17 protein-coding genes are annotated in these 19,376 nt (G+C 64.0%); 8 read left to right on the top strand and 9 right to left on the bottom strand.

What is annotated here, in order from left to right; all coding sequences use genetic code 11:
- Positions 1 to 43: 43 nt before the first annotated feature.
- The 3 genes from FJ942_RS25215 to FJ942_RS25205 all read right to left on the bottom strand — a co-directional run bounded on the left by FJ942_RS25215 (position 44) and on the right by FJ942_RS25205 (position 4,424).
- Positions 44 to 1,219, bottom strand: coding sequence for an efflux RND transporter periplasmic adaptor subunit (locus FJ942_RS25215; protein ID WP_140662900.1), 1,176 nt, complete (start codon positions 1,217 to 1,219; stop codon positions 44 to 46).
- A gap of 771 nt (positions 1,220 to 1,990) precedes the next feature.
- The gene (locus FJ942_RS25210; protein WP_140627973.1) at positions 1,991 to 3,121 is read right to left on the bottom strand and encodes a patatin-like phospholipase family protein; all 1,131 of its coding nucleotides are present in this window, start codon (positions 3,119 to 3,121) and stop codon (positions 1,991 to 1,993) included.
- A 214-nt stretch (positions 3,122 to 3,335) separates the two neighbouring features.
- Positions 3,336 to 4,424, bottom strand: coding sequence for a citrate synthase/methylcitrate synthase (locus tag FJ942_RS25205; RefSeq protein WP_140493354.1), 1,089 nt, complete (start codon positions 4,422 to 4,424; stop codon positions 3,336 to 3,338).
- 91 nt (positions 4,425 to 4,515) lie between these two features.
- Here FJ942_RS25205 and FJ942_RS25200 point away from each other — a divergent pair, with 91 nt between their 5' ends.
- Positions 4,516 to 5,658 (top strand): citrate synthase, encoded by a 1,143-nt coding sequence (locus FJ942_RS25200; protein WP_140662894.1) that lies wholly within the window; start codon positions 4,516 to 4,518, stop codon positions 5,656 to 5,658.
- A gap of 24 nt (positions 5,659 to 5,682) precedes the next feature.
- Here the strand turns inward: FJ942_RS25200 and phaR are convergent, their stop codons facing one another.
- Complete coding sequence (gene phaR / locus FJ942_RS25195) at positions 5,683 to 6,291, bottom strand: polyhydroxyalkanoate synthesis repressor PhaR (protein ID WP_140493348.1); 609 nt, start codon at positions 6,289 to 6,291, stop codon at positions 5,683 to 5,685.
- Between the two features lie 117 nt (positions 6,292 to 6,408).
- A complete protein-coding gene (locus FJ942_RS25190) occupies positions 6,409 to 6,606 on the bottom strand; it encodes a hypothetical protein (RefSeq protein ID WP_140493345.1) in 198 nt (65 codons plus the stop codon).
- Here FJ942_RS25190 and FJ942_RS25185 point away from each other — a divergent pair.
- The 6 genes from FJ942_RS25185 to FJ942_RS25160 all read left to right on the top strand — a co-directional run bounded on the left by FJ942_RS25185 (position 6,587) and on the right by FJ942_RS25160 (position 14,580).
- Positions 6,587 to 7,771 carry an acetyl-CoA C-acetyltransferase gene (locus tag FJ942_RS25185; protein ID WP_140493342.1) on the top strand — a complete coding sequence of 395 codons (1,185 nt, stop codon included), beginning with the start codon at positions 6,587 to 6,589 and terminating at the stop codon, positions 7,769 to 7,771. The two genes, FJ942_RS25190 and FJ942_RS25185, sit on opposite strands and share 20 nt — an antisense overlap.
- 129 nt (positions 7,772 to 7,900) lie before the next feature.
- Positions 7,901 to 8,626: an acetoacetyl-CoA reductase gene (gene phbB / locus FJ942_RS25180; RefSeq protein ID WP_140493339.1), complete on the top strand. Its 726-nt coding sequence runs from the start codon at positions 7,901 to 7,903 to the stop codon at positions 8,624 to 8,626.
- 718 nt (positions 8,627 to 9,344) lie between these two features.
- A complete protein-coding gene (locus FJ942_RS25175) occupies positions 9,345 to 12,677 on the top strand; it encodes a helicase-related protein (RefSeq protein ID WP_140899306.1) in 3,333 nt (1,110 codons plus the stop codon).
- Positions 12,678 to 12,703: 26 nt separating this feature from the next.
- Positions 12,704 to 13,087, top strand: coding sequence for an RNA-binding S4 domain-containing protein (locus tag FJ942_RS25170; protein ID WP_140899304.1), 384 nt, complete (start codon positions 12,704 to 12,706; stop codon positions 13,085 to 13,087).
- A gap of 204 nt (positions 13,088 to 13,291) precedes the next feature.
- Complete coding sequence (gene fdxA / locus FJ942_RS25165; protein WP_140493333.1) at positions 13,292 to 13,630, top strand: ferredoxin FdxA; 339 nt, start codon at positions 13,292 to 13,294, stop codon at positions 13,628 to 13,630.
- A gap of 368 nt (positions 13,631 to 13,998) precedes the next feature.
- Positions 13,999 to 14,580: a CarD family transcriptional regulator gene (locus tag FJ942_RS25160; RefSeq protein WP_006327799.1), complete on the top strand. Its 582-nt coding sequence runs from the start codon at positions 13,999 to 14,001 to the stop codon at positions 14,578 to 14,580.
- 101 nt (positions 14,581 to 14,681) lie between these two features.
- Here FJ942_RS25160 and FJ942_RS25155 read toward each other — a convergent pair whose 3' ends face one another.
- The 4 genes from FJ942_RS25155 to FJ942_RS25140 form a co-directional block, all read right to left on the bottom strand.
- Positions 14,682 to 15,590: a patatin-like phospholipase family protein gene (locus FJ942_RS25155; protein ID WP_140554971.1), complete on the bottom strand. Its 909-nt coding sequence runs from the start codon at positions 15,588 to 15,590 to the stop codon at positions 14,682 to 14,684.
- A gap of 111 nt (positions 15,591 to 15,701) precedes the next feature.
- On the bottom strand, positions 15,702 to 16,493 hold the full coding sequence (locus tag FJ942_RS25150) for an amino acid ABC transporter ATP-binding protein (RefSeq protein ID WP_140554933.1): 792 nt from the start codon (positions 16,491 to 16,493) through the stop codon (positions 15,702 to 15,704).
- Positions 16,490 to 17,170 (bottom strand): ABC transporter permease subunit, encoded by a 681-nt coding sequence (locus FJ942_RS25145; RefSeq protein ID WP_140550874.1) that lies wholly within the window; start codon positions 17,168 to 17,170, stop codon positions 16,490 to 16,492. Before FJ942_RS25145 ends, FJ942_RS25150 begins: the two co-directional genes overlap by 4 nt.
- Before the next feature lie 108 nt (positions 17,171 to 17,278).
- Positions 17,279 to 18,052 carry an amino acid ABC transporter substrate-binding protein gene (locus FJ942_RS25140; RefSeq protein ID WP_140493318.1) on the bottom strand — a complete coding sequence of 258 codons (774 nt, stop codon included), beginning with the start codon at positions 18,050 to 18,052 and terminating at the stop codon, positions 17,279 to 17,281.
- Between the two features lie 322 nt (positions 18,053 to 18,374).
- Here FJ942_RS25140 and FJ942_RS25135 point away from each other — a divergent pair, with 322 nt between their 5' ends.
- Positions 18,375 to 19,241: an RNA polymerase factor sigma-32 gene (locus tag FJ942_RS25135; protein WP_140493315.1), complete on the top strand. Its 867-nt coding sequence runs from the start codon at positions 18,375 to 18,377 to the stop codon at positions 19,239 to 19,241.
- The last annotated feature ends 135 nt before the right edge of the window (positions 19,242 to 19,376 follow it).

Here is a 19,376-nt window from a genome sequence, read left to right as displayed (position 1 = left end):
GAACTGGCGGGAGGCGCCGGAGATCCCGACGCCGGGCTTTGCGCTACTGCGTACCGGCGGTGGCTTCGCCGATCAGCTTGTTGATGGTCGCCTGGTCGGCCTCGACGGGCTTGACGATATCGCCTTCCTTCACCAGTTCCTGGCCGGCGACAATGATGCGCGCATCTTTCGGAATTCCGCCGAGCACGAGACCGTTCGGCATGTCGTCCACCAGGTCGATCGGGTAGAAGGCCACCTTGTCGTCGCTGCCGACGGCGCGGATGCCGAGATCGCCCTTGTCACCCAGCGTCACCACCGAACGCGGCAGCAGAACCGCGTCGGTCGGCTCGGCGCTGAGCGTGATCTCGGCCGTCATACCGGCGGGGATGCTGCCATCCGCATTTGGGATCGCCACTTCGACACGGAAGGTGCGGGTCTGGGAGGAGGCGTCGCGGCTGATATACCGCACGGTGCCGGTGACCTTCTGGTCGTTGACCAGGCGCACATTGGCCTCTTCGCCGATCTTGATGTAGCGCAGGTCGCGTTCGCTGATTTCGCCGCGGGCGATCACCGGATCGAGCTTGAGGATGGTCGCCACCTCGCCGCCTTGCATGACCGAGCTGCCGAGTTCCACCGGCACCCTGTCGATGACGCCGTCGAACGGCGCCTTGACCTCGTTGCGGTCGAGCTCAGCCTGCGCGGTCTCCAGCATCGATTGCGCCGAGGTCAAATTCGAGCGCGCCGTGTCGAGCTGCAGCTTCGGCAGATTGCCGGTCTTGGCCAGCCGTTCGGCGGCGTCGAGCTCGGCCTTGCGTTGCGCCAGCAACTGCTTGGCGTTGTCGACATTCGAGATTTTCTCTTCGGCCGCCAGCATCAGAACCAGATCGCCCGTCTTGACGTGCTGGCCTTGGCTGACCGGCAGTTTGTCGATGACACCGGCGACGCGCGTTGCTAGCACCGCCCGCTTGTCGGCCTCGGTCAACCCCGAAATGCGGATAGCGCGCGCATAGGTCTTGCGCGGCGGCGTCACCACCGCGACGGTGCGCGGCGCGGCTTTCGGCTCGGCTTGCGCCGTGTTCGGCTTGCCGGCCTCCGGCGTCTTGGCCTTTTCGGCCTCTGCCGCCCTCTGGGCGTCGGCGGCGGCACTGCCAACGGATGAAAACTCGCCCGTCGCCATCCAGGCGGCGAAACCGATGAGCACAACAATGGCAGCAAGCTTGTGAAACCTGATTTTCGGCATCGTCGTTTTTTCCACTGCGGGGTTTGGCCGGGACTGCGTCCTCCTCGAGGAGCGCGTCGCCGATATGGGTGCGCGCCAGGCCGTGTTCAAATTGCCGTGATCGGCGAAGCGCGCTTCTACATCAAGTTTGCAACGCAATATAGTCGGAAAGTTGCAGCAGCATTTCGAAGCCGGACGGGGCGTGAGTGCCGCGAAACGTTTTTTGCCCAGAGGCGGTGCGGCTTTGGCGGGCTTGCTGGCGACCGATGATCGGCCGTGAAAGGTCCGACGCCGCAAGGCCGGCGTCCGCTCTCGCAGGCACGATGCCGGCGCGGAGCGATTTTCAACCCGGCGCGGGTTTCGAGCACGATGATAACCTCGGCCTGACGGACCATCCCGGCGTGCGACATTTCACGCAACACACTGGAATTGCTTGAAGAACGGACCGTTCAACTCTGATCCAGATCGTCGTTCCCTGGTCAAGCCGGATGCTCCAGGAGCGAGGACGGGTCGCCTCGATGCGTCTGCTCCATCGCGTTCCGCCGTCTAGGCTTGAGACATGATATAGCCTCGAACAAAACGCCTGCTGGTGCTGTTCGTGGCAGTATTCCTCGCCCGCCAGTCACCGTTCCGGATACGGTCGAGGGATGGCGCCCAACAGCGGCGCCCGCACGACACTGGCAGCAGGCGTCAGCATGATGATGCGCGCCTCACACGCGATGGTTGTTGCTGGCGCCGGAAGGAACTTGCTGGCACCGCGCGGCAGATCACGCCCGTGTGACGGATGCGGGTTCAGGCCCGGCGACGCTCCGCTTCGGGGTTCTTGCGCGCGGCCAGGAATTCCTTCACCCGTCGGCCAGGTGCCGGACCCCGCACCGGCTTGAAGCCGTCGTCGAGCTCGCCGGAGAGGTCGAGCGTCGGCCGCTTGCCGACGGCATCGTAGTTCTCCTCCAGCCAATCGCTGGCAGCGGTGCGGCCAAGATCGCGCAGATAGGCCAGGAATGCCCATTCGGCATTGACCTTCGATGATGCCGACAGGTCCTTGAAGGCCTCATCGGCGTCAATGCGGTGCATGCGGATGTCCCGGTACTCGCCCCGCGGCAGGCGGCCGGCGGCGATCAGTTCCTTGACGAAGGCGATCGAACGGAATTCGCGCAGCAGCCCGGCGTTGAAGGTGATCTCGTCGATGCGGTTCTGGATCTCGTTGGCGCTTTTGGGCGTTCCCTCGCGCACGACCGGATTGATCTGCACCAAAAGCACGTCCTCGGTGGCAGCCGTCTTGAAGAACGGATAGAGCGCCGGATTGCCGCCATAACCGCCATCCCAATAGGGCACGCCCTTGATCTCGACGGCGCGGAACAGTTGCGGCAGGCAGGCCGAGGCCATCACTGTGTCGAGGTCGATCTCGCCATCGGAAAACACCCGTAGCTGTCCGGTCTCGACATTGGTGGCGGAAATGAACAGTTCCATCGACTTGCAGGCATGCACATTCTTGAAATCAATCTCCTGCGCAACGACGTCGCGCAGCGGATTGAGGCCGAGCGGGTTGGCGACATAGGGCGAGAACACGCGCGACATGGTGTCGAAGAAGACATAACCCGGCGTGTTCTCGATCGACCAATTGCCCCAGGCGACGTCCCACGGCATGCGCTGCACCGGGCTGAACCGGCCCTTCGCCGCCACCGCATGCCAGAAGTCGTCGAGCTTCTTGCGCGCGCCTTCGACGCCGCCGCGAACGAAGCCGTCGGCCAGCGCCACCGCGTTCATCGCGCCCGCGCTTGTGCCGGACACCGCTGCGATCTCCAGCCGGCCATCCTCCAGAAGCCGGTCGAGCACGCCCCAGGAAAAAGCCCCGTGGGAACCGCCGCCCTGAAGCGCGATGTTGATCTTCTTCTTTTCCTCCGCCTCGCCGTTCTTCGTCATGGCGTTCCTGTCGATCCGGTGCCTGACTTATTGCGCGCGCCCGGGAATCGGGGCGTCACCGTCACGGCAGACCTATGTTGCAGTGCAGCATATAAGGACACACCAAGGCAAGAACACGAGCACGGTCGCGTGATCGCATGAAATTTCGATCATGCGGAAACACCCTCCGCCTTGTGGCGGAGGGCGCGGTGTATCTTCCAAACAGGTTTGATGCTCAGGCGACGAGGTCCGGCATCGGTCCGACATAGCGCGACAGCGGCCGGATCAGCCGTCCCGTCGTCTGCTGCTCGCGCGCATGCGCGACCCAACCGGCGACGCGCCCGGCCGCGAAGACATTGCTGAAGGCTTGGCTGGGAAAACCCGCCGCTTCCAACACCAGCGCGGTGTAGAACTCGACATTGGTCTGCAGCGAGCGCTGCGGCTTGGCAATCCGAAGCACATGGAGCGCCGTCTGTTCGACTGTCTCGGCGAAGGCCAGCCGGCGACCGGTCTCGCCCTCGCCGCCGAGCTGCCGCACCACCGCCTTCAGCACATCGGCGCGCGGATCGCGCACGCGGTAGATGCGGTGGCCGAAGCCCATGATGCGTTCACCACGCGCGATCTCGCCGCGCAGCCAGCCGGCGGCGTCGCCATGCGCCTGGATGGCGTCGAGCATCTCGATGACAGGGCCGGGCGCGCCGCCATGCAGCGGCCCCTTAAGCGCGCCGAGGCCAGCCAGCACCGACGATGTCAGCCCGGCCTGCGTCGAGGCGACGATGCGCGTGGCGAAGGTCGAGGCATTGAGGCCGTGGTCGCAGACGGTCACGAGGTAAGTGTCGAGTGCCCTTGCCAGAGCCGGCGTCGGCACGGAACCGTCGAGCATCCTCAGCATATCGGCGGCATGATCGGCCCTCCCATCCGGCGCGACCGGCTGCTCGCCGCGCCGCAGGCGCAACAGCGCCGGCGTCAGCACGGCGGGCGCCGCGATCAGCCCAAGCGCGTCCGTCAGCGTCTCGCCGTCAGGCAGCAACGCCATGCCGGCACGCATGGCGCTATAGACGTCGAGCGGCGCCAGCAGGGGCAGGCAAGACAAGAGCCGGTCGAACACCTCGACGCGCGCCTGGCCCAGTCTCGCGGCCAGTTCCGCGTCTCCGGGAAGGTCGTAGAAGAAGCCGTCGAGAAGCAGGCGAACGACCTGCGGATAGTTCCATCGCCCGGCCAGTTCCGGCAGGGAGTACCCCCGGATCGTCAAGCGGCCGCCCAGCCCATCCACGTCGGACAGCACCGTTTCCGCCGCCACCACATCATCGAGCCCGTTCGCCATGGCTTTGTCTCCTTGAGCTTTTCCGACACTAAGGATAAGGATGGGCAACACGCGCATCAATCTTGATCAACATAATCAATATGGGACCGACATGTCCGAATGGCTGTCGCGGGACGAGGCACTGGAACGGCTCAAGGTGCGGCCGCAGACGCTCTACGCCTATGTCAGTCGCGGGCGCATCGGCATGCGCCCGGACAGTGCCGATCCACGCCGCAGCCAATATCGCGTCGACGATATCGCGGCCCTGATGATGCGAAGAGAGCGCGGACGCAGCCCATCGGCCATCGCCGAAAGCGCCATCGCCTGGGGCGAACCCTCGCTCGTCACCTCGATCTCGACCGTTTCGCACGGCCACCTTGTCTATCGGGGCCGCGACGCCGTTGCGCTGTCCGAACATGCCACGCTCGAAGAGACCGCCGCCGTGCTGTGGGCCCTGCCTGAGCCGGTGGGTTTCGAGGCTCCGGCCTCGGATCAATCCCAACAACTCGGCCGAGCCACGGCCTTCATGCAACTTGCCATGCTCGCCGGCCAGGCGCGGCCTTCACTAGGGCGCGGCGCCGCCTCGCTGTGCGCCGACGCCGCGCGCGCGATCGGCGTGCTAGCCGGCGCTCTTGGCGCCTCGGCGGGATCAGATCCGGTGCACATGCGGTTGGCGCGAGGCTGGTCGGTGGATGAAGGCGGGGCGCAGGCTATCCGGCGCGCCCTTGTGCTGCTTGCCGATCACGAACTCAACGCATCGACCTTCGCGGCGCGCGTCGCGGCCTCGACCGGAGCCTCGCCCGCCGCCTGCCTGCTCGCGGGTCTGGCGACACTTTCCGGTCCGCGGCACGGTGGCGCCGGCGAGGCGGTGATGCAACTCGCGGACGATGCGGCGCGGCACGGCGCCGATGCGGCGATCCGGCGCTGGCTCGGCCATGACAGGCCTTTGCCAGCGTTTGGCCATCCGCTCTATCCCGAAGGCGATCCCCGCGCCACGGCGCTTTTGGCGGCCATCGAGAACACCGACAGAACATTGCGATCGCTGGAAATCGCCGCCATTGCCGCGACCGGCGCCCGCCCGAACGTCGACTTTGCCCTGGCCGTTCTGACGCGCAGCCTCGACCTGCCGCGCGATGCGCCGTTCCAGCTGTTCGCGCTTGGGCGCAGCGTTGGCTGGGCCGCCCACATGGTCGAACAGGCAATGAGCGGCGGCAGCATCAGGCCGCGCGGTCGCTATGAGGGATTATTGCCGTAGGATCGGAAGAAAAGCGCTGCGCGCTCACGACATGGTGTCGAGCTTGCGCTGCATGGCCGCGATCTGGTCCTTCAACTGCTGCAGATCGTCGGGTTTTTCCGGCGTTTCCTTCCTGGCCGGTTCGGCGGGGGCCGCCGCAGGTGCCGAGCCTGCCGGCGGGAAAGGCGTGAACAGCCGCATGGCATTCTGGAACATTTCCATGTTGCGGCGCGTCTGCTCCTCCAGCGCCTTGATCGGCGTGGCCATCTTCATCATGTCGAGTGGTGACTTGCCGATGGCGCCCTTCATCTGCTCGCGGAAGCGCTCCTGTTCCTTGGAGAAGGCGATCATCGACTGTTCGAGGAAGCTCGGCACGATCATCTGCATCTGGTCGCCGTAGAAGGCGATCAACTGGCGCAGGAACGGGATCGGCAGCATGTTCTGCCCGTCCTTGTTCTCCAATTCGAAGATGATCTGGGTCAGAACCGGATGCGTGATGTCGTCGCCGGTCTTGGCGTCCTGCACCGTGAACTCTTCGCCCTTCTTGACCATTTCGGCCAGGTCCTCGAGCGTCACATAGGTGCTGGTGCCGGTGTTGTAGAGCCGGCGATTGGCATATTTCTTGATGACGATCGGATCGTCTTTCGCAGCCATCTGCATCCTCCCCGGACACCGGCGCGCCTGAGTAAGCCGCCGGTAACGATTGCGCCCGTTCAAAGGATATGCGCAAAAGCGTCACAATTCCAAGCAGTTTGTGCAGTGCGGGATTAATTATCGCTGCATGGCCGGTGAAATATGCTGCGCAGCAGCGGACAGCTTGATGTCGCGGCCATGCGCAGCTTGCTTGCGACGCATGGGTGCCCTGCCGATTTCCGGTTTGACTCGGGGTTGGGAAAGGGCAAGAAAAGTCTTCAATGACAGAACATCAGCTTGAAGTTTGGAGAACAGAATGCCCGCTTCCAATGCCATCGTCGTCGCCAGCGCGGCGCGCACACCGGTCGGTTCCTTCAACGGCGCTTTCGCCGCCACCCCGGCTCACGAGCTTGGCGCCGTCGTCGTAAGGGAATTGTTGTCGCGCGCCGGCGTCGAGGCGGCCGAAGTCGACGAGGTCATTCTTGGCCAGGTGCTGACCGCGGCCCAAGGGCAGAACCCCGCCCGCCAGGCTTCGATCCTCGCCGGGCTGCCCAGGGAGACCACCGCCTGGGGCCTCAACCAGGTGTGCGGCTCGGGCCTGCGCGCCATCGCGCTCGGCATGCAGCAGATCGCCACCGGCGATGCCAAGGTGGTTGTCGCCGGCGGCCAGGAATCGATGTCGATGTCGCCGCACGCCCAGCATCTGCGCGCTGGCGTCAAGATGGGCGACTACAAGATGATCGACACCATGATCAAGGATGGACTGTGGGATGCCTTTAATGGCTATCACATGGGCAACACGGCCGAGAACGTCGCCCGCCAGTTCCAGATCACCCGCGAGGACCAGGACCAGTTCGCGCTGGCCTCGCAGAACAAGGCCGAGGCCGCGCAGAAGGCCGGCCGGTTCAAGGACGAGATCGTCGCCTTCACCATCAAGGGCAAGAAGGGCGATACAATTGTCGACCAGGACGAATACATCCGCCATGGCGCGACGCTGGATGCCATGACCAAACTGAAGCCGGCCTTCGACAAGGACGGCACTGTGACCGCCGCCAATGCCTCCGGCATCAACGACGGCGCCGCCGGCGCGCTTTTGATGAGCGAAGCGGAAGCTGCCAGGCGGGGCATCACCCCGCTGGCGCGCATCGTCTCCTGGGCGACCGCGGGCGTTGACCCGGCGATCATGGGCACCGGTCCGATTCCCGCCTCGCGAAAAGCGCTGGAAAAGGCCGGCTGGTCGGTCGGCGATCTCGACCTGATCGAGGCCAACGAGGCTTTCGCCGCGCAGGCCTGCGCGGTCAACAAGGACATGGGCTGGGATCCCTCGATCGTCAACGTCAATGGCGGCGCCATCGCCATCGGTCATCCGATCGGCGCCTCTGGCGCGCGCATTTTCAACACCCTGGTCCACGAGATGCGCCGAAGAGGTGCCAAGAAGGGTCTCTCCACCCTGTGCATCGGCGGCGGCATGGGTGTCGCCATGTGCGTCGAAGCGCTCTAAAAGACTCTAAAAGAGAAGTGAATGGGGAGTAGCGAATAGGGAAGAACGGCGTCGGCGCAATGGGATATCTGATCCCTGCTCGTTATTCGCTGCTCCCTGTTCACTCTCCCAACCAAAGGGAGGGAGCGCATGACCAAGGTTGCAATCGTCACGGGCGGATCGCGCGGCATCGGCGCGGCAATATCGATGGCGCTGAAGGAAGCCGGCTATTCGGTTGCCGCCAACTACGCCGGCAATGATGAGGCGGCGAGCAAGTTCACGGCCACAACCGGCATCAAGACCTACAAATGGTCGGTCGCCGACTACGACGCCTGCGCCGCCGGCATCAAGCAGGTCGAGGCCGATCTGGGCCCGGTCGCGGTGCTGGTCAACAATGCCGGCATCACGCGCGACGCAATGTTCCACAAGCTGACGCGTGAGCAGTGGAAGGAGGTCATCGACACCAATCTCTCCGGCGTTTTCAACATGACGCATCCGCTGTGGAGCGGCATGCGCGACCGCAAGTTCGGCCGCGTCATCACCATCTCCTCCATCAATGGCCAGAAGGGCCAGGCCGGGCAGGTCAACTACTCCGCGGCCAAGGCCGGCGACATCGGTTTCTCGAAGGCTCTGGCCCAGGAAGGAGCCCGCGCGGGCATCACCGTCAACATCATCTGCCCAGGCTATATCGCCACCGAAATGGTCCGGGCGATCGATGAGAAGGTGCTCAACGAACGCATCATCCCGCTAATCCCGGTCGGGCGCCTCGGCGAGCCGGAGGAGATCGCGCGCTGCGTCGTCTTCCTCGCCTCCGAGGACGCCGGCTTCATCACGGGATCGACCATCACCGCCAATGGCGGCCAGTACTTCGCCTGAGGTCTCGCCGGGCTGCCGGCTTCCCGGTGCCGATTGAAGGAGGGCTCGTTCGCCATCCGCTTCGGATGTCCGTGACGCCGTCCGATGACGGCTGTCGGCCTGCTGTTCCAATCCGGCACGCAAAGGTTAATCGCGGCAGCGGGTATTGTGCAAAACTGCTTGGATAAGCTGTGCATTGTCGGTGGAAAACCTGTGCGTAACACTACATCTTGTCGTGAACAAACAGGGAAAATCCCGACATCGCCGATTCGTCGCCCTTTCGTTCCATGTTTGGCCGCAATGTTAACGAGAGCAGTTGCAATCGCCTATCAAACTGTTAATTTCTATTAAGAAAGTTCAACAATTTCATAAGCTTGGATGAAGCAAGGCGGGCTGCCACACGGCTTTGCCAGCGAAAGTTAACGGCAGCTCTCGCCTAGCATGAAACGGGCCAATTCCGTGATTCAGCATGTGGTAAGGATCATCAGCCAAAACTCCACATCTAGCCGTGAACAAAACCTGAATCCGGGCGAGTCAGCGATTCGTCGCCGATTCGTTCCAGACTCGTTCCAACCCTTAATCAGCAGCCGAACCGAAGCTCGACGGAGGTGACTTCGAACCGCCAGCGGAACATTCCGCTTTCGCTTCGCGCCTGAAATCCCTATGTGTCGCCTGTCATACGCGCCACCCGAGGCGTGCTCCCGACAATGAGAGGCCAGAAAGCCTTATTTCCGAGCCGATGAACATCCATCCGAAACCCACCGAGCCGCTGATCCTATCGGGTCGCGACGTGACTGCCGTGCTTGGGCCGACCAACACAGGCAAGACCCATCTCGCCATCGAGCGCATGGTGGCGCATGAAAGCGGCATCATCGGCCTGCCGCTCAGGCTCTTGGCGCGAGAGGTCTACACCCGCGTCTGCGAAAAGGTCGGTGCCCACAAGGTGGCGCTCATCACCGGCGAGGAGAAGATCCAGCCGCCAGGCGCCAGATATTCGGTCTGTACCGTCGAAGCCATGCCGCGCGAGACCGATGCCGCCTTCGTCGCTATCGACGAGGTGCAGCTTGCCGGTGATCTCGAGCGCGGCCATATCTTCACCGACCGCATCCTGCATCTGCGCGGCCGCCAGGAGACGCTGCTGCTCGGCGCCGCCACCATGCACGGCATCTTGCAGCGCCTTTTGAAAGGCGTCTCGGTGGTGACGCGGCCGCGGCTGTCGCACCTCGCCTATGCCGGTTCGAAGAAGCTGACCCGCTTGCCCCGGCGCACAGCGATCGTCGCCTTCTCCGCCGACGAGGTTTATGCCATCGCCGAACTGATCCGCCGCCAGCAGGGCGGTGCGGCCGTCGTGCTTGGCGCGCTCTCGCCCCGCACCCGCAACGCCCAGGTGGCGCTGTTTCAGTCGGGCGACGTCGACTATCTCGTCGCCACCGATGCCATCGGCATGGGCCTTAACCTCGATCTCGACCATGTCGCCTTCGCCCAGAACCGCAAGTTCGACGGCTACCAGTATCGCAACCTGACGGCGGCCGAACTTGGCCAGATCGCCGGGCGCGCCGGCCGGCACCTGCGCGACGGCACGTTTGGCGTCACCGGCCAGGTCGACCCGCTGGACGAGGAATTGGTCAAGAAGATCGAAAGCCACGACTTCGACCCGGTGAAGGTTCTGCAATGGCGCACAGCGCGTTTCAATTTCGCCAGCCTCGACGCGCTGAAGCGCTCGATTGAGACCAATGCCCCGGTGGAGGGCCTGACCCGTGCGCTGCCGGCAGTCGATGCGCAGGCGCTCGAGCACCTGTCGCGTGACGAGGACATCAGGGCGCTCGCCACCGACGCAAGGCGCGTCGCGCTGCTGTGGGAGGCCTGCGCGCTCCCCGACTACCGCAAGATAGCGCCGGCCCAGCACGCCGACCTCATTGCGTCGATCTACATGGACCTCGCCAGGCATGGCCATGTCGACGAGAATTACATGGCCGAGCAGGTGCGCCGCGCCGACACCACCGAGGGCGACATCGATACGCTGTCGCATCGCATCGCCCAGATCCGCACCTGGACATTCGTGTCGAACCGGCCCGGCTGGCTGGCCGATCAGGCACACTGGCAGGAAAAGACGCGCGAAATCGAAGACAGATTGTCGGATGCGCTGCATGAGCGGTTGACGAAACGCTTCGTAGACCGCAGGACTTCCGTCCTCATGCGGCGCCTTAGAGAAAATACCATGCCTGAAGCCGAAATAAGCCCAACCGGAACCGTCCTCGTCGAAGGCCACCATGTCGGCGAGTTGCAGGGGTTCCGTTTCACCGCCGATCAGAGCGCTGGCGGCGAAGACGCCAAGGCCGTGCGCGCGGCCGCCCAGAAGGCGCTGGCGGCGGAGTTCGAGGCACGCGCCGAACGCTTCGGCGCCTGCGCCAATGGCGACATCGCGCTCGGTTCCGACGGCACGCTGCGCTGGATCGGCGCGCCGATCGGCACGCTTGTTGCCGGCGAGGACGCGCTGAAGCCGCGCCTGGTGCTTTTGGCCGATGAACAGCTGACCGGCCCGGCGCGTGACAAGGTCGCGGCGCGTGCCGAGCGCTTCGTCAATTTCCAGATCGAATCCCTGCTGAAGCCGCTGGTCGATTTGAAGAATGCCGAGCAGATATCGGGTATCGGCCGCGGCATCGCCTTCCAGCTGGTCGAGAATTTCGGCCTTATCAATCGCCGCGACATCGCCGAGGAGATGAAGTCGCTCGACCAGGAAGGCCGCGCGGCATTGCGCCGGCTGGGCGTGCGCTTCGGCGCCTATCATGTCTTCGTGCCGGCGCTGATCAAGCCGGCGCCCGCGGGATTGGTGACGTTGCTGTGGGCGCTGAAAAACGACGGCAAGGACAAGCCCGGCTTCGGCGACGTCGTCCATGCGCTGGCATCGGGCCGCACCTCGGTGGTCATCGATCCGGCTTTCGACAAGGCCTTCTACAAGCTTGCCGGCTACCGCAATCTCGGCCGCCGCGCCGTGCGCATCGACATTCTGGAACGGCTGGCCGACCTGATCCGCCCGGCGACCAACTGGAAGCCCGGCCTCGGCCAGCGTCCGGATGGCGCCTATGACGGCCAGTCTTTCATGGTGACGCCGCCGATGATGTCGATTCTCGGCGCCACGGCCGATGACATGGAAGAAATCCTGAAAGGTCTTGGCTACCGTGCCGAGCCGAAGCCGGCGGCCGAAGTCAAGGCACGGCTGGAAGCGCAGGACAATGCCGCCCGGGAAGCCGTGGCGGCCAAGCTGGCAGCGGAAGAGGCCGCGCGCACCGAGCAGGCCAAGGCGGCGGAGGCGGCTGCGACGGACACGCCTGAGGAGACATCGGCGGAAGATCCGCAAACTGCGACTGCCCAGACCGCCGTCGAAATTCCTGCTGAACCCATTGCGGAAGCGGCCGAAACTGTTGCGGAAGAACAACCCGAAGTTCCAGCCGAAGCTACGCAAGAGCTTGCGCCTGTAGCAGAAGCCGTGCCTGAGACTTCTGCCGCCGAAAGCGCCGACGCTCTCGCCTCCCCCTCGACGGGGGAGGTCGCGGAGCGAAGCGAGGGGGGTGACAGCGCCGACGCTCCCCAACAGGGACAGGATGAAGCCGGCGTGCCCGCTGCGGAAGCCGAAGAGCCTAAGCCGATCCTGTTGTGGCGGCAGGGCCGCTTCGACCAGCGGCCTCGTCACCGTCACCACGAGAACCGCGCCCGGCCGCGCAACGGCCAGGCGGCGCGCTCCGATGCCCCGGCGGATGCCGCTGTCGGCCAGCCCGGCACCCGGCCCGCCCATGAAGGGCGCCGCGATGGCGCCGGCAAGCCGCGTTTCGATCGCTCGAAGTTCAAGCCCAGGCCGCAAGGCGAAGGCGGGGAACGGCGGGAGGGAAAGCCGCAGGGCGAGCGTTCTGACCGCCGTGAGGGCCGGCCGGGCGGCAGGCCGGAAGGCAAGGGCGGCCCGCAAGGCGGCAAACCCTCGTTTCAGGCAAAACCGCGCGAGGAGCGCCCGGCGCGCTTCGATCCCGACTCTCCCTTCGCCAAGCTCGCCGCGTTGCGCGACCAGCTGAAGAAATAGCCGCACAGGATCCGATGGTCGCCCCGATGGCCACCGACCGCCAGCGTATCGACAAATGGCTGTTCTTCTCGCGCGCGGTGAAATCGCGCTCGCTGGCCGCCAAACTGGTCGTGGCCGGCCGGGTGCGCATCAATCGCGACAAAGCAGCGCAGGCCTCCGACCTGGTCAAGCCTGGCGACGTCCTGACCATCACGCTGGAGCGGCGCATCTTCATCTGGAAGGTGCTCGATGCGGGAAGCCGGCGCGGCCCCGCCGTGGAGGCACGCACGCTCTACGAAGACATGTCGCCGCCTGCCGCACCGACGGGCGAGGCGCCTCCCGACGCGATCCCAAGGCTGCGCGAGGCCGGAAGCGGCCGCCCGACGAAGAAGGAGCGCCGCGAGACCGACCGCTTGCTTGGCGACGACTGACCGCCGGTGCACGGAGGCATGTATGTTCTTCCACGCCGCCGACACAACGGTCCGAGCACATGACCGATGCCCGCCATTGCCGACCCGTTGGAATTCCATTCCGGCAATGCGGACATGGCCGGAATGGCCGCCCTTGCAAGCGAGCGCCAAAGGCGTTACCTCACGGAAAAAGCCAACAAAAACGGGACGTCCCGGAGCAGATCGATGACCTATGTCGTGACCGACAATTGCATCAAATGCAAATATATGGACTGCATCGAGGTCTGTCCGGTCGACTGTTTCTACGAGGGCGAGAACATGCTCGTCATCCATCCCGACGAGTGCATTGACTGCGGTGTCTGCGAACCGGAATGCCCCGCCGACGCGATCAAGCCCGATACTGAGTCGGGCCTCGACAAATGGCTGCAGATAAACACCGAATACGCTGAGAAATGGCCTAATATCACCGCCAAGAAGGAGCCGCCGGCCGACGCCAAGGCCTTCGATGGCGAGGCCGGCAAGTTCGAGAAATATTTCTCGGCTGAACCCGGAGAAGGCGACTGACAGCGCTGCCGTTTCAACCGGCATGACGCGGCGTAAGAGGTACGGCCTATTAACCGCCTTGACAGGCGGCGTGAACCTGTGGCCTTCGCTTATGCAGCAAAACCTTGATTCTTCCGACTTTTTGTGTTACATGAGCGAAACATGCCGGTGACACAACGTCGATTTATGGCGCTAACGCCCCAAATCACTGAAAGGTGAAAAATCCCATATCGGACCAGAGCGATCTGGGCCAGGCGATCGCAATCGTGCGGTTTGCCGGTCCCGGCTTTTCCGGTGGGTTCATCTGTTGTGCGGCTAATGATCGGTAACCCGATCGCGCGAGTTCAGCCGGCACCGCCGCCGGCCCACAACAAGGAGTTCAGGGCGTAATGGCAACGATCACCCCGCAGAAGAAGTCCACCGCTGCACGTCACGGTTTCAAGACCGGCGAGTACATCGTCTATCCGGCGCATGGTGTCGGCCAGATCGTCTCGATCGACGAGCAGGAAGTGGCCGGGCACAAGCTGGAACTGTTCGTCATCGATTTCCAGAAGGACAAGATGCGCCTCAAGGTGCCGGTCGCCAAGGCAACCTCGATCGGCATGCGCAAGCTGTCGGAAGAGGATTATGTCGAACGCGCACTGAAGGTCGTGCAAGGCCGCGCCCGCGTCAAGCGCACCATGTGGTCGCGTCGCGCGCAGGAATATGATGCCAAGATCAATTCCGGCGACCTGATCTCGATCTCGGAAGTTGTTCGCGACCTCTACCGCGCCGACAACCAGCCGGAGCAGTCCTATTCCGAACGCCAGCTCTACGAAGCCGCGCTCGACCGCATGGCCCGCGAGATCGCCGCTGTCAACCGCATGTCGGAAACCGAAGCCGTGCGTTTGATCGAGGTCAATCTCAACAAGGGCCCTAAGCGCGGCGCCAAGGCCGACAATGAGGAAGCCGAGCAGGAAGAAGCTGCTTGAGGCCTTGCGCCTTTTGAGTTTTTGAAAAACCCGGTCTTGCGCCGGGTTTTTTGTTGCAGGCAATATTTGGAAAGTTGGTGCACGCCCTCGGCGTGCAATCGTCACAGGAACGTTACGCGGGTCGCTTCCTTCTTGCCTTGGGCGAAACCGGCACGGGCCGCGGGGATGCGGGTCGCCAGATCCATCTGGTTGGTGCCCATTGCGGCGCGGGAATCGACGTCAGGCGTGATCACCACCACCTCGCTGCCCTGCTGGCGCAGGGCTTCGACCTCGCTTGCAAGGTCCGCGCCCGGCGGTCTGCGCAGGCCCTCGAACTGGCCTTCCGGTAGCGGCCCGCTCCGTCCGCTGAACGGCGAGAGCACGATCACGTTCGCATAGCCCGAGGCAAGGTCGGCATTATCGGCGGAGCGCACGCCACCGGAGATGTAGCGGACGCCATTGATGCTGTGCGTTGGCCCCGCACCGGGCAGCGCGGTGCTCGCGGTGGCCGCGTCAACCAGATCGACGCCGGAATCGCGGTCGAACGCAGCCAGTTCACCGGTAAGCGCGTCGACGGCCACCAAGATCATCGGCCTTTCCGGCCATTCATGGCGAGGCAATCTGGCGGCGACCAGCGCGCGCCGCTGTTTGGCCACTTCAGGTCCGAATTTGGCATCGCTCTCCAATCCGAATGCGCCCATCGCCCGTTGCAGATCGGCTGCCGAGGTAGCGGCGGCGGAAATGGAACGCATCCGCTCGAACACACTATCCATCGACGGGAATGGCGGTTGACGGCTCGGTCCGGCCGGTTGAACCGGCAGCGGGGACAGCACCGCCGCCAGCAGCTCGCCCGGCGGTATGCCGCTGCGCACCTGCACTGCCGCATTGGCGCCTGCCGAGGTTCCGATCACCAGATCGGCGGCCTCGGTCAGATCGACACCAGCTTCGGCGAGGCCCGCGATGATGCCGATCAGCCAGGCATTTCCGGCGGCCCCGCCACCACCGAGAACAAGAGCAACGTTGCGAACCATCGGCCCCACTATTGCAGCGCATGGACACGCCCGTCCATCGAAATAGAAACACCGTGCCTGACGGCGGCTCACGAGGATAAATGCCCGGCAGGGAGCAAGCGCAGCGCAGGCCTAGGACGAGAAATTGCCGCCTTCTCCCCCACCCTCCTTCTCCGCCATTTCCTGCTTTAGCGTCGCGATGAACCGTCTTGTCCGTTCGCGCTCCGGATTGCCGAACAGCACCGCCGCGGGGCCCTTTTCGACGACAATGCCGGCCTCGAGGAACACCACCTCGCGAGCGATCTTTGAAGCAAGCCGCAGATCGTGCGTGGCCATCACCATCGTCGTCCCCTCGCTGGCGAGCCGGCCGAGCACGTCTACGACTTCCTGCGCCAGTTCCGGGTCGAGCGCGGAGGTCGGCTCGTCGCACAAAAGCACCTTTGGCGACGGCGCCAGCGCCCGGGCGATCGCTACCCGCTGCTGCTGGCCGCCCGACAGCGTTGCCGGCCAGGCATCGACCTTGTGCGCCATGCCGACCTTTTCCAGCAGCGCGAGCGCCCGTTCGCGCGCCCGTGCCTGGGGCCACTTCAGCACCGTCACCAGCCCTTCCATGACGTTCTCGATCGCGGTGCGATGCGGGAACAGTTGGAAGTTCTGGAACACCATGCCGGTCTGCAGCCGCAGCCGCTGAATGTCCCGGGCCGCCACCTTCGCTCCCGGATGGAACTCCAGCGCCTGATCGCCGATACGCACTGTGCCCGAAGTTGGGATCTCAAGCAGGTTGATGCAGCGCAGCAGCGTACTTTTGCCACCACCCGAAGGACCGACCAGCGCGGTGACGCTGCCTTCGGCGATGGTAACCGTCACGCCCTTCAGCACGAGATTGTCCCCGAAGCGCTTTTCGATGTTGGCAAGGTCGATCACGAGCGCGCCTCCAGGAACCCGCCATAGCGATTGAGCCGCGCCTCCAGCCGCGTCTGCAAGGCCGACAGCACCGAACTCATCGCCAGATAGAGGATAGCCGCCTCGACATAGAGGATCAGCGGCTCATAGGTGGTGGCGACGATGCGCTGCGCGGCCTGGAACATTTCCGGCACGGTGATGGCGGCGGCCAGCGACGTGTCCTTGACCAGCGAGATGAAGGTGTTAGAGAGCGGCGGCACCGCCACGCGCCCGGCCTGCGGCAAGATGGTGCGGCGCATCGCCTGGCTCCAGGTCATGCCGATCGAATAGGCCGCCTCCCATTGCCCCTTTGGCACCGCGCCTATCGCCGCGCGAACGATTTCCGACGAGTAGGCGCCGATATTGAGCGTGAAGCCGATCAACGCCGCGGGAAACGCGTCAAGCAGGATGCCGACCGAGGGCAGGCCGTAGAAGATCAGGAACAGCTGCACCAGGAGCGGCGTGCCGCGGAATATCCACACGTAGAAGCGCGCCACCGCGACCAGGGGCATTGGCCCGAAGAGCCGGATCAGCGCGGTTCCGAGACCGACGCTCAAGCCAAGCACAAAGGACAGGAGCGTCAGCGGTACGGTGAAGATCAACGCGGCCCATAGCAGCGAAGGCAGCGATTCCAGCATGAGTTGCAGCCAGTGCGGCACGAAAGGCTCCTTCTTGCGACTGCCGTATATCACGCGAAAGGCGGCGGGCCGTCAAAACGGTCCGCCGCCGGGCGATGTCGCGCGGGCCGCCAACGGCCCGGCCGTAAATTACTTCGAAACGTCCTGGCCGAAATACTTGTCTGCGATCTTCTGATAGGTGCCGTCTGCCTTGATGTCGGCCAGCGCCTTGTTGATCGCGGCAACCAGTTCCGGGTCGCCCTTGCGAACGATGACGCCGGAATAGTCGGCGTTCTCTTCCTGGGCCGCGATCTTCACATTGGCATCCGGCTTGTGCTTCTTGAAGTCGAGGAAGGACAGGCTGTCATTGATGGTTGCGTCGGCGCGGCCGGTCAGAAGCAGCTGGATCGACTGGTCGAACCCGTCGGTGCCGACCAGTTCGGCGCCGTTGGCCTCGGCCAGTTTGCCGAAATTCGAAGTCAGCGACTGCGCCGACTTCTTGCCCTTGAGATCGGCGAAACTCTTGATGTCGGTATTGTCGCCGCGCACGATCAGCACTGCCTTGGAGGCGATGTAGGGGTCGGAGAAATCGTATTTCGCCTTGCGGGCGTCGGTGATGCCGACTTCGTTGATGACCGCGTCATAGCGGTTGGCATCGAGGCCCGCGATCAGCCCGTCCCATTTGCCCTCGAGGAACTCTACCTTCACGCCGAGCTTGTCGCCGATCGCCTTGGCGATTTCGACATCGAAGCCGACCAGCGCTCCGCCGGCATCATGATAGGTAAAGGGTGCGTAGGTGCCCTCCGTGCCGACCTTGATGACGCCGGCCTGCTTGATCTGGTCGAGATTGGCGCCGGCATAGCCTGCGGTAACAGCCAGAACCTGCAAAGTTCCGGCGACGATGAGCGACTTGAGCCATTTCATTTTTCTGTGATCCCGTCCTGGCCTGATATCCGGCATGGTGTGTGAGCGCTGGAAATTGACAGATGTGAGTTGAAAAAATAAGGAATGAGATTTCAAAAACATCCATTATTCGGAATCGGATTCTACCACTGACGTTTCTGGCGGTGCCTCGAACCCGCCCGGAGTTTTTTCGCGCAGCCTCCACGCCGCGCCGCCGGCGGCGGAACCTTTCCCGCGCATGGCACGTTTTGCGTTCGTTGTAGGGCAGGAAGCCGTCATTTCAAGTCGAGCGGCTGCCGGGTTTCGAAATGACATCCGTATCGCCAGAGCCAGGGAGTGCCTCATGATGGAAGACACGGCAGGACGGATCATGGTCCGCGCGGCAATGAGGGCTCCCTATCTCGAACGCGACGAGGAGTTGCGGCTGGCGCTGCGCTGGAAAAAGGACAACGACCAGAACGCGCTGCACAGCATCACCGTGGCGCATATGCGCCTGGTCATTTCCATGGCCTCCAAATTCCGTCATTACGGCCTGCCGCTTGGCGATCTGGTCCAGGAGGGCCATGTCGGCCTGCTCGAGGCTGCGGCCCGTTTCGAGCCGGAGCGCGAAGTGCGGTTTTCGACCTATGCGACCTGGTGGATCCGGGCCTCGATGCAGGACTACATCCTGCGCAACTGGTCGATCGTGCGCGGCGGCACCAGCTCGGCGCAAAAGGCTCTGTTCTTCAACCTGCGGCGCCTGCGCGCCCGGCTGGCGAACGGCGCCGCGGAGCCGCTGTCGAATAGGACGCTGTACCGTGAGGTTTCAGCGGCCCTCGGCGTCTCCGAAGCCGATGTCGCGCTGATGGATTCGCGGCTCTCGGCGCCCGACTCCTCCCTCAATGTCCCGCTTGCCGACGATGGGGGCGCGACCGAGCGGATGGACTTCCTCGTGTCGGACGATCCCTTGCCCGACGAGGTCGTCAGCGACACCATCGATATCGAACGCCGCTCGATATGGCTGAAGGCGGCGCTTGCCGCACTCAACGCGCGTGAGCTGCGCATCATCGAGGAGCGTCGGCTGAGCGACGAGGGCGCGACGCTCGAAGCGCTCGGCGAGACGCTTGGCATTTCCAAGGAACGCGTGCGCCAGATCGAGGCCCGCGCCATGGAAAAGCTGAAAGTGGCGCTGGTGAAGCAGAACCCGGAATTCCTCGCCACCGCCGCCTAAATCCATTCCAGGAAAACTACCTAGAAGTTTCTCGTCCCAAAAACGGGAGAGCGGGTCAGTCGACCGTGAACAATCCGAGCCCTAAGCGGCGCACTGCTTCGACCGGAGTTGAAGCAGGACGATCAAGAGCGACAA

This window comes from Mesorhizobium sp. B2-4-2 (assembly GCF_006442845.1).
Taxonomy (GTDB): Bacteria; Pseudomonadota; Alphaproteobacteria; order Rhizobiales; family Rhizobiaceae; genus Mesorhizobium.
The sequence above is the reverse complement of the archived record's forward strand: the minus strand, read 5'-3'. Positions and strand labels throughout refer to the sequence as shown.

What these genes read in the sequence shown, in the direction of transcription:
- FJ942_RS25215 (WP_140662900.1), bottom strand. Translation starts at nt 1,219, where the DNA reads ATGCCGAAAATCAGGTTTCACAAGCTTGCTGCCATTGTTGTGCTCATC.
- FJ942_RS25210 (WP_140627973.1), bottom strand. Translation starts at nt 3,121, where the DNA reads ATGACGAAGAACGGCGAGGCGGAGGAAAAGAAGAAGATCAACATCGCG.
- FJ942_RS25205 (WP_140493354.1), bottom strand. Translation starts at nt 4,424, where the DNA reads ATGGCGAACGGGCTCGATGATGTGGTGGCGGCGGAAACGGTGCTGTCC.
- FJ942_RS25200 (WP_140662894.1), top strand. Translation starts at nt 4,516, where the DNA reads ATGTCCGAATGGCTGTCGCGGGACGAGGCACTGGAACGGCTCAAGGTG.
- phaR (WP_140493348.1), bottom strand. Translation starts at nt 6,291, where the DNA reads ATGGCTGCGAAAGACGATCCGATCGTCATCAAGAAATATGCCAATCGC.
- FJ942_RS25185 (WP_140493342.1), top strand. Translation starts at nt 6,587, where the DNA reads ATGCCCGCTTCCAATGCCATCGTCGTCGCCAGCGCGGCGCGCACACCG.
- FJ942_RS25190 (WP_140493345.1), bottom strand. Translation starts at nt 6,606, where the DNA reads ATGGCATTGGAAGCGGGCATTCTGTTCTCCAAACTTCAAGCTGATGTT.
- phbB (WP_140493339.1), top strand. Translation starts at nt 7,901, where the DNA reads ATGACCAAGGTTGCAATCGTCACGGGCGGATCGCGCGGCATCGGCGCG.
- FJ942_RS25175 (WP_140899306.1), top strand. Translation starts at nt 9,345, where the DNA reads ATGAACATCCATCCGAAACCCACCGAGCCGCTGATCCTATCGGGTCGC.
- FJ942_RS25170 (WP_140899304.1), top strand. Translation starts at nt 12,704, where the DNA reads ATGGCCACCGACCGCCAGCGTATCGACAAATGGCTGTTCTTCTCGCGC.
- fdxA (WP_140493333.1), top strand. Translation starts at nt 13,292, where the DNA reads ATGACCTATGTCGTGACCGACAATTGCATCAAATGCAAATATATGGAC.
- FJ942_RS25160 (WP_006327799.1), top strand. Translation starts at nt 13,999, where the DNA reads ATGGCAACGATCACCCCGCAGAAGAAGTCCACCGCTGCACGTCACGGT.
- FJ942_RS25155 (WP_140554971.1), bottom strand. Translation starts at nt 15,590, where the DNA reads ATGGTTCGCAACGTTGCTCTTGTTCTCGGTGGTGGCGGGGCCGCCGGA.
- FJ942_RS25140 (WP_140493318.1), bottom strand. Translation starts at nt 18,052, where the DNA reads ATGAAATGGCTCAAGTCGCTCATCGTCGCCGGAACTTTGCAGGTTCTG.
- FJ942_RS25135 (WP_140493315.1), top strand. Translation starts at nt 18,375, where the DNA reads ATGATGGAAGACACGGCAGGACGGATCATGGTCCGCGCGGCAATGAGG.